General features: G+C 45.1%; 10 protein-coding genes. 3 read left to right on the forward strand and 7 right to left on the reverse strand.

Annotated elements, in window-relative coordinates:
* Positions 1 to 78: 78 nt before the first annotated feature.
* Both NDI33_RS15525 and tmpT read right to left on the reverse strand, forming a co-directional pair.
* Positions 79 to 882, reverse strand: a complete 804-nt coding sequence (locus NDI33_RS15525) for a sulfite exporter TauE/SafE family protein (RefSeq protein WP_190673188.1) — start codon at positions 880 to 882, stop codon at positions 79 to 81.
* A gap of 14 nt (positions 883 to 896) precedes the next feature.
* Positions 897 to 1,535 (reverse strand): thiopurine S-methyltransferase, encoded by a 639-nt coding sequence (tmpT, locus tag NDI33_RS15530; RefSeq protein WP_190673262.1) that lies wholly within the window; start codon positions 1,533 to 1,535, stop codon positions 897 to 899.
* 137 nt (positions 1,536 to 1,672) lie between these two features.
* On the opposite strand from tmpT, the gene NDI33_RS15535 reads away from it, so the two are divergent.
* A complete protein-coding gene (locus tag NDI33_RS15535) occupies positions 1,673 to 2,092 on the forward strand; it encodes a helix-turn-helix domain-containing protein (protein ID WP_190673190.1) in 420 nt (139 codons plus the stop codon).
* Between the two features lie 222 nt (positions 2,093 to 2,314).
* Here NDI33_RS15535 and NDI33_RS15540 read toward each other — a convergent pair whose 3' ends face one another.
* Positions 2,315 to 3,067 carry a DUF4336 domain-containing protein gene (locus NDI33_RS15540; protein WP_190673192.1) on the reverse strand — a complete coding sequence of 251 codons (753 nt, stop codon included), beginning with the start codon at positions 3,065 to 3,067 and terminating at the stop codon, positions 2,315 to 2,317.
* A gap of 183 nt (positions 3,068 to 3,250) precedes the next feature.
* On the opposite strand from NDI33_RS15540, the gene pyrC reads away from it, so the two are divergent.
* Positions 3,251 to 4,303, forward strand: coding sequence for a dihydroorotase (gene pyrC, locus NDI33_RS15545; RefSeq protein ID WP_190673194.1), 1,053 nt, complete (start codon positions 3,251 to 3,253; stop codon positions 4,301 to 4,303).
* A gap of 180 nt (positions 4,304 to 4,483) precedes the next feature.
* The gene (locus NDI33_RS15550) at positions 4,484 to 5,104 is read left to right on the forward strand and encodes a heme-binding protein (protein ID WP_190673196.1); all 621 of its coding nucleotides are present in this window, start codon (positions 4,484 to 4,486) and stop codon (positions 5,102 to 5,104) included.
* Here NDI33_RS15550 and NDI33_RS15555 read toward each other — a convergent pair.
* The 4 genes from NDI33_RS15555 to NDI33_RS15570 all read right to left on the reverse strand — a co-directional run bounded on the left by NDI33_RS15555 (position 5,101) and on the right by NDI33_RS15570 (position 13,448).
* Positions 5,101 to 5,397 (reverse strand): antibiotic biosynthesis monooxygenase, encoded by a 297-nt coding sequence (locus NDI33_RS15555; RefSeq protein ID WP_190673198.1) that lies wholly within the window; start codon positions 5,395 to 5,397, stop codon positions 5,101 to 5,103. The two genes, NDI33_RS15550 and NDI33_RS15555, sit on opposite strands and share 4 nt — an antisense overlap.
* A gap of 47 nt (positions 5,398 to 5,444) precedes the next feature.
* Positions 5,445 to 5,669 carry a hypothetical protein gene (locus NDI33_RS15560; protein WP_190673200.1) on the reverse strand — a complete coding sequence of 75 codons (225 nt, stop codon included), beginning with the start codon at positions 5,667 to 5,669 and terminating at the stop codon, positions 5,445 to 5,447.
* Between the two features lie 283 nt (positions 5,670 to 5,952).
* Positions 5,953 to 11,346 (reverse strand): AAA family ATPase, encoded by a 5,394-nt coding sequence (locus tag NDI33_RS15565; protein WP_190673203.1) that lies wholly within the window; start codon positions 11,344 to 11,346, stop codon positions 5,953 to 5,955.
* Positions 11,347 to 11,873: 527 nt separating this feature from the next.
* Positions 11,874 to 13,448 (reverse strand): amidase, encoded by a 1,575-nt coding sequence (locus NDI33_RS15570; protein WP_190673205.1) that lies wholly within the window; start codon positions 13,446 to 13,448, stop codon positions 11,874 to 11,876.
* Positions 13,449 to 13,532 lie beyond the last annotated feature (84 nt).

Genomic DNA, 13,532 nt, shown 5'->3' on the forward strand with positions numbered 1-13,532 from the left:
GAACAGGTCACTCTGTCCCCATCCTACTGGCGGTCACAGCATCTGCCCACTAATTAGGAACACACTTTTAGGTCAACACTAAACAACTGAGAAAAGCATCTTTATACTCAGAATGAGCGAGAGAACGGCGAATATCTTCTTCAAATGAGTCTCAGGTAAACGATGAGAGTAGCGAGCACCATAGGGAGCCGCAATCGAACTTGCGATCGCGATTACCAAAAAAGCTGGCACATAGATAAAGCCAATCGTATAGGGAAGGCTCAACGTTTGAGACCAGCCACTCATCATGTACCCAACAGTACCTGCGATCGCAATGGGAAATCCAATTGCAGATGAAGTACCAATCGCCTTTTTCATCTCCATATTCTGGTAGCTGAGGTAAGTGATTGTTAAAAAACCACCCCCCACCGCAGCAAGAGCGGATATCGATCCAATGCCTGTTCCCGCTAGCAATAAGCCACGTAACTTAGCTGGCTTTCGGCTAGCTTTTGGTTGCCAATTTAGAAACATCTGACCCGCGACCAGAGCCATAAACAGCGCAAAGAATATAGCGATGTAAGCTGAGTTGACCTTGGCGGCGATGCGGGTAATCAGAAAGGCACCCACCACAATGCCGGGTGCCATCCCGTAAACCACCTTCCACAATACAGTTCCCTGAGCAGCATGGGCGCGAATACTTGCGATTGAAGAAATGATCGTGCAAGCCAATGTTGTTCCTAACGCCAAATGAACGACGTTATCTGCACTGATACCCTGGTTACTAAAAATGGATACTAGCAGGGGAACGAGTATTCCACCGCCACCAACCCCCAGTAAGCCTGCCATAAAACCGACAAAGAAACCCAACAAGATGTACAACAACATCCATTCAATACTCAGCATATCAACCTAACTTTTTAGAATCTTTTGAGCAACCAAATCCTCTCAATTGCTGCAACTTTTCCCTTTAATCCACCAGTGATTTCCCTGCTTTCAACAGAGTTCAATTGATAAGCAGACGCATAATGGTGTTTTACTTCTGCTTCACCGACTGAGAACGGAGGGCCATCCATGAGTTGTTGATTGTATTCGTAAGAAATCAGCAACTGCGGTGCCGCGTGGGTGATTTCCATCAAGTGTGACGTATATTGATGACGCCTATTTTCAGGCATTGCAACCAACGCTGCGCGGTCATATACCGCGTCAACCGGCCCAAGAACTTCAGCAGACACATCAAAAATATCGCCAACAAAGATGTCGATATCCTTGGCGGAGTAGTGGGTTAATTTACCAACTCTGGAGATTTTTGGCTTGACTCCCAGGTCGTTAAACAATTCGTTAATTGCGAGTTCGCTTAACTCTGCACCAACCACTCGATGACCACAATTAAGCAACCATGCAAGATCGCGCGTCTTGCCACACAACGGTAGAAATACACAACCGCCCTTCGCCACATTTAATTTTTCAAAATGTTCGACGAGGAATGGGTTTGCCTCACTTTGGTGAAAACCAATATCTCCCGCTTCCCATTTTTGCTGCCAAAAACTTGCTTCCATATCAACGCCTTCATTGCTCAAGGTATCCATCACTTGCCACAAACTGAATTCCGTCAGCCTTGTGCTTATTTGTGTTTGAATATACGATACAACTTCAAGTTGACTTGAAGTCAAGCAGTCGTTGCACCAAGAAAATCATGGATATCACTGAGGTCTCAAAGGCTTCTGGATTACCGACCTCAACGCTACGATTTTATGAGGAAAAAGGACTGATCCAGTCGAACGGCAGAAATGGCTTACGGAGGCTCTTTGATGCCAGTGTCATAGAACGGCTCGCTTTGATTTCCTTGGGGCGTAGCGCCGGTTTCTCACTCGATGAGATTCGTGAAATGTTTACGCCTGAAGTCCCTGAAATCAATAGAACGCTGCTCTTAGCGAAGGCAGATGAGTTAGACAAAAAAATTAAAGAACTGACCGCAATGCGCGATGGTCTCCGCCATGCGGCAGCCTGCACTGCGCCTAACCATTTTGAATGTCCAAAATTCTTGCGGCTCCTGCGTATTGCTAGTAAAAATCGTTTTAGGCAACCCAATAAATTGAAGGACAATAAGCTTTAAGCAAGAGGCTCAGGAAAAGTAATGCAAGCGATATTAAATGCTTTTAGAAATGCTTAACCTGGCCCTTTACAATACGTTCAGTTAGACAATTTAGTCCAATAACACCCTAAATGCTTGCTGGCTAACGGCAAAAGTGAGCGACGGTAGATACAAGTGAAACTAAGCATGAGAGCCTTTACACTATCCGCTTCATTAAAGTGTTAGCTTGCTGTCGTCTAAACGTTATTCAAGCCAGCGAAAAGCACGCCGTAACTCAGCAGTACCGTTATTCTCATACCAACGACCGTGGGATAGGATAACTTTTTCAGGGTTCCACTGAAGTATTCGCTGTAAGCAGCTACGTGCCTGTTCCTTTTTCCCGAGAAATGTCATTCGCAAATCCAATGGGAGTTTTCCATCCGGATCGGCAACACCCCCTAATTTAAGTAGCCAATGCAACTGCTGACTTACTTTATTTAGTTCAAAGTTTTCGATGAGATCGGCAAGGATGAGAGTGGCACTCTTGCGGTGGAAAAAGACGACTTCTTCCATAAATCGACCGCCACGAAAGATTAATTGGTCTAGGTCTGCTACCCACTCACGTGGTGCTTCATCTTCCAAGTCAGCATCAAAATCTACTGCAATTTTCTGCTGCGCGGCACGATCGCGAACACCTGGAGATGCCCATGCTACAGCTTCTGGATAGGCGCTAGCCCAAGCACTGATATAGGCGTAATGGATTTTGTTGGGCGAAATGAGGTGGCGCAGTGAACCGAGGGAGTCAATTTGAGCTTTCAGTTCTGGAGTCAATTCTGTTGGTGAATGGCACCATAGGTCACCAGTGCTCAGTCGCACAATCGTCATTCGGGTTGGGAAGGGCACCTTTGCTCCATACATTGCCATCTGCACGATGGAACCATCTACGATCCAAATATCTTCGTCAACCTGCTTCAGAAGGTTGATTGGTTCATAAAGTGCGATCGCGTCGTTGCTCATAGCTACGAAAGGAAGGTAAAGGCTTACTGCTCTAGCGTGGGGTATAAAAGTAGGCTAGCAGTGACCATCACCTGCCGCAAGTAACCTCTGCATCAAACCGATTATCTGTTGGTAGGCAGTGTGCCTGGGCGTTGTTAGCTTGTGTCTTCCTTGCTAAAGCACTCGCAGTTTTATAATTGAAAGATGCAAAAGCTTACGATCGCCCGACCCGACGACTGGCATCTACATCTACGTGACGGTGCAGCGCTGAAAGCGGTTCTGCCCCATACGGTGCGTCAGTTTGCCCGCGCTATCATCATGCCGAACTTGAAGCCCCCAGTACGCTCGGTAGCGGATGCTGCGGCCTATCGCGATCGCATCCTTGCGGCGATTCCGGCTGGCAAACAGTTTGAGCCACTGATGACGCTCTACCTCACCGACAACACCAGCCCCGAAGAAATTATCCGGGCTAAAGAATCCCAGTTTGTCAAAGCGGTCAAATATTACCCAGCGGGTGCAACGACCAATTCAGACTTCGGGGTGACGGACATTCGTCAGTGCGATCGCGTCTTTGAAGCGATGCAGCAGGTAGACATGCCTTTACTACTGCACGGGGAAGTGACCGATCAAAGTGTCGATATGTTTGATCGTGAGAAGGTATTTATCGAGCGACATTTGATCCCTCTCAAGCAGCGATTTCCCAACCTGCGCGTGGTGCTTGAGCACGTTACCACCTCAGATGCTGTGCAGTATGTCCTGTCTGCCAACAATATCGCTGCAACGATTACGCCACAACATCTATTATTTAACCGCAATATTCTATTCCAAGGTGGCATTCGCCCCCATTTCTATTGCCTGCCAATTCTGAAACGCGAGGAGCATCGCTTGGCGCTTTTGCAAGCAGCAACCTCTGGTAATCCTAAGTTTTTTCTTGGCACCGATAGCGCCCCCCATCCCCGCAATGGCAAAGAAAGTTCTTGTGGCTGTGCGGGTTGCTATTCGGCTCTGCACGCGATGGAGTTATATGCAGAAGCTTTTGAGAGCGTTGATGCACTCGATAAACTTGAAGCTTTCGCCAGTTTCTATGGGTCAGATTTTTATCAACTCCCGCGCAATACCGAACAGATTACCTTGACCAGAACGACCTGGCGCGTTCCCGATGAAGTTCCCTTTACTGAATCTGGACTCGTGCCCTTACGGGCAGGTCAGGAGATGACGTGGCAAATGCTTGACGCTAGCATGGCTGAAGCTAATTGATTTGGACGATCGTGTTATAGACACGCTATTCCTTAGGTTCGGAGCTGATGGGTAAAGGTAAGATAGGTACTGTGTGGGGGGGAAATTGCGATCGCATGATTGCGCTGTGCAAGGAAGGTGAAACCCTGCTCGCATGAAAAACTGCCAGACTGAGAATAGGATGAATTTCTGAGGTTCCCTGTGAAGCTAGAGAACATATTATTCCCCGTAGGAATCCTGGTAGTAGTTGCGATCGCATTTTTCGCCTACAGTGCTACCGCCGCTCCCTTGCCAGAAGGATTTCCACCTCCAACACCAGAAGGGCAAATTGAAGTCAAACAATATCCCGCATACCGTTCTGCCACAGTTCGCTATTCAGGAGAACTCTCAATGGCAGCTAATAGAGCTTTTGACCCTCTCTATCGCCACATCAGCTCTAACAATATCTCCATGACGGCTCCGGTAGAAACCCGTTATCCAGTTAACACCCTAGAAGCCAGTGAGATGGGCGCATCCAATGAACGGGGTGAAGCACTTGTTTCATTCCTCTACCGAAGCACTGACATCTACCCGTCTGAGATTGCACAAAACATTCAGGTAGAAGATATCGCACCCATGACAGTCGTCAGCCTTGGGCTAAAAGGCAGTTACGATTACTCCAGCTACCAAAAGAACATAGAGCGCTTACGGGAGTGGTTAGCGCAGCACCCAGAATGGACTGTCGTCGGTTCACCTCGCCGCTTCTTCTACGATGCTCCCTATGTCCCCGAATCTGCCAAGCGCAGTGAAATTCAAATTCCGATTCGTCGGGTAGATAGCTAGCGAAAAGCAACGACCTCATAGTGTTCTACTGTTGGGAACGGGTCATAGAAGTGATGCAACAAAGAACGCCACTGTTGGTACTCTGGCGATTGTCGAAACCCAATGGTGTGATCTTCTAACGTCTGCCAGCGCACAAGTAGAATATAGCGGTTCGTGGTTTCTAAGCAACGTTGGAGTTCATGAGAAATATACCCTGGCATGGAGGCAATGATGGTTGAAGCTGTTTTAAAAGCCGCTTCAAACTCATTAACCCTACTGGGCTTAACATCAAGGATGGCAACCTCTAGTATCATGGGCTGGATGTTTTTACCACAGATAGTATAGTACAAGGTGCTATCAACTAGCGGCGGCTTTCACAGCATCGCCTTCTCTTCAGTAAGATTGGTGCAGTCGAGAGTGTATGAACGATACTTAATACATCATCAGTCCACTGAGGAAGGATTAACGTCATCGCAATTTCTTCTAGGGTGTGAATAATGCCCACTGCGATCGCAAGATTCAGCGTCAATCCTCCATAACAAAAGCCGAACAGAGCGATCGCTCTAATATATCGCTCTTGTGTCACTCCAGGAAAATAAAAATAGTAGCCAATGGATGAAAGCCCTACTCAATGGACAATCTAGCGATCGCTTGCCTGATAGAAACTCATGTCATAGGCTCAAATGCTAAACCTAGCTTGGTGTAAGGGTTTCAGCTTTCGCTCAGGCGAGAGTGACAAAAGAGCGATAACAAGCGGTGAAAACGGGTATCATTCATCAGTAAAGAGACAAAGGCTGAAACCTATACATATCAATAATTCCAACTCAGAGTTGCCCTAGGTTGCACCAACCTTCTATTTTTGCCTAGTCCTAATCGGGTTGAGTGCAGCGCTGTTGATAAATTTGAGCTGCTTTATCTGTAGGATTGCGGCGCAGGCACTCAGCAAATAATTGTTCAGCATCTCTAAGCTTTTGCCAATGGTAGAGTATCAAAGCTTCTTCAAATAGCGTTCTCGTGGCTACCTTGCCCTCATAAGTCTCAGGCGGATCGGCATCGAAAACTTCAAAAATCGATACCGCTTTTGATTTTCCCTTAACTTTTACGCGATCGATAAGACGGATAGCATACTGGTTAGAATCTGGCAAAGACTGGAAAGTTTTGTGACTAATTAACAGCGAAATCCCATATTTTTTAGTCAAGCTTTCTATCCGCGAGGCTAAATTCACTGCATCGCTAATTACCGTGCTATCCATCCGGTTTTTTCCCCCAACCGTACCGAGTATTAAAGAACCTGTATTGATGCCAATGCCAATCTGAATCGGCACGTGTCCAGAAGCGGTGCGATGTTGATTATATTCGGTAAGACGACGCAGCATATCAATTCCTGCTTTCACTGCATTATCTGCCTCGCCACTAAATAGAGCCATAATTGCATCGCCAATATATTTATCAATAAATCCTTGGTTTTCAATAATGGCTGGCTCCATGTGAGACAAATAGGAATTAATAAATGTGAAATTGTCTTGAGGGTTCATACTTTCCGATAAAGTTGTGAATTCGCGAATATCGGAAAATAGTACCGACATTTCCTGTTGAACTTGGTCGCCTACTTTAACATCAATAATACTTTCTTTATTCAAGAATTGGAGGAATTGACGGGGGACAAAGCGCTCAAAAGCTTGGTTGAGTTCGGTGAGATTATTGTAGAGGCGGGCATTTTCAATGGAAATTGCTGCCTGAGAGGAAAGCAGATTTAAGAGTTCTACGCGATCGGGAGTAAAAGCCTCTGTGGTTAGATTATTTTCTAAATAGATAATTCCTGCCAGTTTACCTTGATGTTGGAGAGGGAAGCACAAGATTGATTTAGGCTTATGTACTTTGATATAGGGAGAATGAGCAAATTTAGGGTCATTAGCAGCATCATTTAAGACTACACTTTCCTGCGTGCGAGCCACATAGTTAACAATTGTGTGAGACATTAGAACTTTATCCTCAGGTTCCCATATAGACTGGACGGGGATGGACTGCAACACAGTCACGCCATGTTTATCCGCAGATCCTTCAGCTTCAATTAGCAATTTTCCCTTCTTTTCCAGAATCAAAAAGCCCGTTTGCGCTCCGGCATTCTCAATAATAATCCGCATCAATTTTGCCAGTAATTTATCTAGCAGAATTTCTTCAGATAGAGTTTGCGAAGCTTTCATGATTGCGATCAAATCCAGTTCAGAGGAAGTGCTACTTCCTGTTGTGGTAGGCGGCGTAGATAGCTTAGTGCTAAGTGTTCCCCTGTTCGAGGGCTTTCTTTGTAATAAGTGAGGATAGCGCGTATCTAAATCGTTAACTTTAGCTGTTGCACCCCAGCGGAGATAGCAATAACGGGCATCTTGCATATAGACTTGCGCGATTTTATCTTGATCTAAAGCGAGATAAAACTTAGCGGCGAGTTCGTGCGCTAGTGCTTCTTCATTGATGTATTCATGTTCTTTAGCAAGAGCAATAGCTTTTTTGTAATAGTCCATTGCCACAACTTCTGACCCTTGAACTCGGTGCCGTTCTGCTTCTACAAGATAAAATTTATGTAAATGATTCATTGGGGCATGATGCGCCCATTTTTTAAGTTTTTTCTGGTTAGATTGTACCTTTCGAGAAAGGCGTTTTTGCTGAAATTTTGAGGGAGAAGAAGACACGACCACTCTTGCAAGCGAATCGTAAAAGTAAAATAACGTAGTCGTCAACATCCCGGCTGCACTATCTATATATTTTTCCGCTAGTGCCGCATTGTCTAACGCTTCCTCATACTCTCCAAATAGGTAACAGAGTGTCAGTTTTTCAAGATATGTATGAAAAAGTAGGGTTTGATCATTCGCCTCAAGATCAAGGGGCAGTCTTTTCGATTCGTCATAAACAGCACCAATTAAACGGCAGGGATTTTTCGATTGCCCCATCAAATTCAGAACCCTCTGCCGATTTAGATTAAGGTAATGAAAGTTTCGCTCTTGCTTTAATTTTTGGATAGTATCACTGTATTTGGCTGCCTCCCGCTCAACAACAGCTAACTCCTGCCCCATGCAATAGGAATAGTAGGAGTTCCATAATAGGGAATATGTCCCATATTCTAAATCTCCTGTTTCTAGTCCGCTCGAATAGGCGAGCAGTAAAGGCTGTAATGTCTGCCTTCCATGCTCCTTCCAATGCCTAATAAAGTAATTAACAATAGCGACTGTTCTCGCTTTTACTTTCCTAGCATTGAGCCGCTCTAATAGACTTAAAGCTAGGTTGCCGAATTTATAGCCTGATTCAATGTCTTCTAATACTCCGCAAAGAATCAACCCATAAGCTGCATACATCATTGCCGAGAAGGAAGCATTACCGTATTTGACCGATATATTGATACCTTTAAAAATAACCAGCGGTAATAGGTTAGGGGCAGCTATATAGGAAGCAGAACTTATAATCGCTAGAATACGAATTGCTGCCAACTGCTCAGGAGCAGTCATTTCCGGTAAGTTGATTAAGTCCTCAATTCGTTTCCCTAGCAAGGCTAACTTTGTCCCCATCAAACCGAGTAAGACATCTAAGTTACTGGGCTTTTTAGGCAAACTTACTCCCAACAGCTTCAGAACTGTTAGTCCAGTATCGACTGCTTCTAATGGCTTGTTCTGCGTTAGATAAGCAGAGATTTTAACTTCATAAACTTTCACCTTATCCAGTAGTCCTTTGCCCTGTTGCAGCACGACTGGAACTAATCTCTCCATTTCATCGAATTGACCGCACAAATAGGCGGCTTCTGCGGCTTCTACATACAGAGCAAGTGTAGTATCGTACTGCGTCTGCCAACTTGACCCGCCTTCACTTCCCACGCCAGTTGCTACAACGGGGGAGACCCCCGCAACGCACTGGCTCCCCTTGCTAAGGGAGGACTCAGAAGGGTTCAACAAATCTAAGCCGACTGTTAGGTAGGTAAGGGCGGGTTGATAAGCGGCTGAGGCTTTTGCTTTCTTGCCAGCTATTAGGTTTAACTTTGCCAATTCATCTCGTTTCTGCTGGTTTTCGAGCAGGTTGCTGCCGAAATTCAATTGATTGACAATATCAAAGATTTTTTCCTCTTGCTGCCGGGGTGGGGTACTATTCAGCAGCAGTTTACCGATTTGCAGATGGTAGGCTTGCTTGCGGTGTGAGGGAATGAGAGAATAGGCGGCTTGTTGGATGCGATCGTGAACAAACCTGTAAGCTACCTTGAATTCATCCCCATTTCGGTCTGTTTGCAGAAATTTGTAATCATCTCCCACTGGAACAATTAGACCTTCTCGCACGGCTGACCAGAGCTCGGAAGCCGTTTCTTTTTGCGGCTTTTCACCTACACTTGAGAGAGTTTTTAAATCAAACTGGTTACCGATACAAGCAGCCGTTTTTAATACTTCTTGCGTCAGTTCTGGTAGTTTTTGAATTTTTTGAGTCATCAACTCAACGACATTATCAGTAATACCTCGTGCTTGAATTTGATCTAAATTCCACTGCCAACTGCTACTGATAAAATCGAAATCTAATAGGTTTTCTGTATAAAGCGACTGGAGAAACTCTTTTAGGAAAAACGGATTACCCTGAGTTTTGGCAAGCACTAATTCGGCTAATGGCTTTGCCCTTTCAGCGTCGCACTTAAGCGTATCAGCAATTAATTGATTGATACAAGTTAAATCTAACGGCGAGAGCAAGATAGAATTTACAGTTGCTCCAGATTTTTGAATGTCTGATAAGGTTATTTTTAAGGGATGGGCTGCACTAACTTCATTATCCCGATATGCCCCAATCAGCAGTAGATACGAAGTATCTACATCGGTCATCATTAGCTGCATTAATTTCAGAGTAGCGATATCTGCCCACTGTAAGTCATCTAGAAAGATAACTAAGGGATGCTGTTGTTGACAAAAGACGTGAATGAAGTTTTGAAAGACTAAGTTAAACCGATTTTGGGATTCACTTGCTGCTAGCTCTAGGACGGCTGGTTGCTTGCCAATAATCAGTTCGATTTCGGGGATAACATCAATAATAATTTGTCCGTTTACTCCTAATGCTGATACGAGTTTGTCACGCCATAGGTGCAGTTGTTCAGACGTTTCAGTTAGCAGTTGTCGAACTAATTCTCGAAATGCACTGACGATAGCACTGTAAGGAATATTTCGCTGGAACTGGTCAAATTTACCAGAAATGTAATAACCGCGTCGTTCAGTAATTGGTTTATAGATTTCTTGAACTAATACTGATTTACCAATCCCGGAATATCCAGCAACGAGCATAAGTTGGCTAGTACCATGAGTGATTCGCTCAAAAGCTGCGAGTAACGTTTCAATTTGAGTTGACCTACCATAGAGCTTTTGCGGGATTTGAAATTTATTAGAAATATCCTGTTCACCTAAAACAAAATCTTCAATTTTCCCATCTGTTTCTAGTTGCCTTAGACATATCACCAAATCATCTCTAATGCCTAGAGCATTTTGGTATCGTTCCTCGGCTGTTTTCGCCAGGAGTTTCATCACGAGTTCTGAAACGACCAGAGGAATTTCGGGATTAATTATATGGGGTGGGATGGGTTGTTTAGCAATATGACAATGAACCAACTCCATTGCATCGATAGCATCAAAAGGCAATTGGTTTGTCAATATTTTATAAAAGGTAACTCCGAGCGAGTAAAAATCAGTGCGGTAATCGATTGCTCGATTCATCCTGCCTGTTTGTTCGGGAGAAATATAAGCTAACGTTCCTTCTAAAACATTAGGGCTTTTTAAGGCAGTGTTTTCCCTGGACAAGACTGTGGACAAGCCAAAGTCAATAATTTTTAATTCTCCGGTTTGAGGGTTTAAAACAATATTGGACAGGTTAATATCTTTATGGATAATGTTTGACTGATGAATTCTTCCCAGAGTTTCAGCGATCTGAATGGCGTTTTGGAGAAATTCTAATAAGGTAAACTGTCTTTTTTCTAGTAATCTTTCTAAAGATTGCCCACCGAAATCCTCTAATAGCATTACCAGTGTGTTGTTATGTCTTCGTAGCTCGTGAGCCTTCACAACTCCCCCTAGTTCAAAGCTGCGAGTAATTTCATATTCCTGCTGGTAACGGACAAGTTCGGCAGGGGTAGGATAGTCTTCTTTGAGGACTTTCAGGATCAGCGGTTGGTTATCTTGTTCTCTAATTCCTCGGTAGACCAGGGAATTGGCACTTTCGTAAATTTGGGCTAAAACTTTAATTCCAGGGAGTTTAATCATGTTTGGGTCTCCATTTTTGGCAGTCATGAACTTTACGGGCGATGGTCAACGACTGCTGATGGTACTCAATCGCCTTGGCCGAGTTGCCCAGGGAAGCGTAAACATTTCGCCAATTACCCAATGCTGACCCTTCACTTTAACGGTCTTTAATCTCTCGGTAGATAATCAATGTCTGTTGACAACACTCAAGGCTTCTTGAAATTGACTTGTCTGACTCTAGTGATTTCTTTGCTCCAACAACTTAGTATCGCAGCCAACAGGCTAGTATTTTTTCTAATATTCATCTAAGGATCGAGGATATATCGCTCTTTTATCACTCTCACCGGAGCGAAAGCTGAAACCATTACAGCAAGCTAGTTTTAGCATTTGAGCCTATGACATGAGTTTCTATCAGGCAAGCGATCGCTAGATTGTCCATTAAGTAGGGCTTTCATCCATTGGCTACTATTTTATTTTCCTGGAGTGACACAAGAGCGATAACTGCGATCTCTCTTGAAAATAGGGGTCAAGGGAGATGTCAGCCTAACCTAAACAGGTGGATGAATCGGATAGTCAGGTTGCGACTGGAAATGTTCTTCTATTGCCGCCATCACGGCTAAAACAATATCTTCACGCCAGTGACGCGCTGCAACTTGTACACCCACAGGTAATCCAACACTCCCTTGTTCTACTTTGGAAGCTGTTTGCTCACTTAACTGTGTACTAGGTAAGCGATCGCTTTCTTCACCCGGACGCACCCGCGTGACGGATACCACGCCTGCGGGCATACCCAGTAAATTGTACGGGATAGTATAAGTCGCATCTTGGAGTAAATAATTACTACTGCCATGAGTCAGTGCTGGCAGAGCGCAAACTGGAGAGAGTATCGCATCCAATTGTTTAGCTTCCATTGCTGCCATAAAAGCTGCACGGTAGCGGTTACGTTCATCAATCGTTTGCCAATATTCGCTGACGGATACTTCGCCCATATAAGGGAAAAGCTTAGCGATGAGCGACTGACCCATCAATCCAGAAATTGCGGCAATAACTCTGAGTAAAGGTTTTGGCAGAGAAGCTGTTTGAATGGTCTGATTAATTTGTGGATGCCGTTTGCTGTTACCTAACTGCCTTTTCGAGGTTACTAAGCCATCTGCACCATAGAGTTGGAGGTATAACTGTAAAGCTTTAAGCAAGTCTGGAGGTGTCCACTCTTCGACGATCGCACCACGTTTTTCAAGCGAAACAGCAGCTTCTCTCACCGCACGTCGCACGGCAGGGGAAGGAGTAATGATGCCATTGTCAGTGAAAAAAGCGATTCGCAAATTCTCCACTTTGACATCAGACGGTTCGCGCCAAGGTACGGGTGGAATACTGGGGTCAAACGCTTCCTGTCCCGGTACCGCCAGAACTTTCATCGCCAGGTTCAAGTCAGCGACAGTCCGTGCCATTGGGCCGGGTTGTGCCAGTATCGCTTCTTGACCGGGTAACAGGGGTATGTGACCGACCATCGATAACCTATTCGATGTGGGTTTCAGGCTGGAAATCCCACAGGCATGAGCAGGCATCCGAACGCTGCCGCCAATATCACTCCCCAAGCCAAAACACGAACCCAAAGCCGCGATAATCGCCGCCTCACCACCACTGCTTCCCCCTGGAGAGCGTTCCGGATTCCAGGGATTCACGGTGCGACCGTAGATGGGGTTATCCGATTCGTTCGATGCTAGCAACTGGGGGACATTGGTTTTACCTAAAATAATCGCTCCTGCCTGTTGCAGTCTTTTGACCAGTGGCGCATCCTGCTTTGCCGTTTGGCTGAGAGCAGAAATTCCCATGTTGGAGACAGTCCCCGCTACATCAAATGACTCTTTGATGGTGATGGGTACTCCGTGTAAGGGTCCGAGTGTTTCTCCTCTAGAGCGAGCTTCATCGGCGGCTTTAGCTTGCGATCGCGCTTGCTCAAATAGAGGGATAATAACAGCGTTTAAGTGAGGATTAACCTCTTCAATGCGTTGAATGTGCGCCTCAACGACTGCGCTGGCAGAAAGTTCTCCAGACGCTATTTTTTGAGCAATTTCTGTGGCGCTGCTGCCAAGAATAGCGGAAGGAATTTTGACGGTATCCATTGACCACTCGCTTGTAACTCTACATTACTTAGAATTACCTTTCTACTCCAGAGCGTCTTGTAGATTCGTCCAATTTTTTGTACG

This window comes from Trichocoleus sp. DQ-A1 (genome assembly GCF_039961955.1).
Classification (GTDB): domain Bacteria; phylum Cyanobacteriota; class Cyanobacteriia; order Cyanobacteriales; family FACHB-T130; genus FACHB-T130.

Coding starts and splice junctions, on each gene's coding strand:
- tmpT (WP_190673262.1), bottom strand. CDS start 1,535: ATGGAAGCAAGTTTTTGGCAGCAAAAATGGGAAGCGGGAGATATTGGT.
- NDI33_RS15565 (WP_190673203.1), bottom strand. CDS start 11,346: ATGATTAAACTCCCTGGAATTAAAGTTTTAGCCCAAATTTACGAAAGT.
- NDI33_RS15540 (WP_190673192.1), bottom strand. CDS start 3,067: ATGAGCAACGACGCGATCGCACTTTATGAACCAATCAACCTTCTGAAG.
- NDI33_RS15525 (WP_190673188.1), bottom strand. CDS start 882: ATGCTGAGTATTGAATGGATGTTGTTGTACATCTTGTTGGGTTTCTTT.
- pyrC (WP_190673194.1), top strand. CDS start 3,251: ATGCAAAAGCTTACGATCGCCCGACCCGACGACTGGCATCTACATCTA.
- NDI33_RS15570 (WP_190673205.1), bottom strand. CDS start 13,448: ATGGATACCGTCAAAATTCCTTCCGCTATTCTTGGCAGCAGCGCCACA.
- NDI33_RS15535 (WP_190673190.1), top strand. CDS start 1,673: ATGGATATCACTGAGGTCTCAAAGGCTTCTGGATTACCGACCTCAACG.
- NDI33_RS15555 (WP_190673198.1), bottom strand. CDS start 5,397: ATGATACTAGAGGTTGCCATCCTTGATGTTAAGCCCAGTAGGGTTAAT.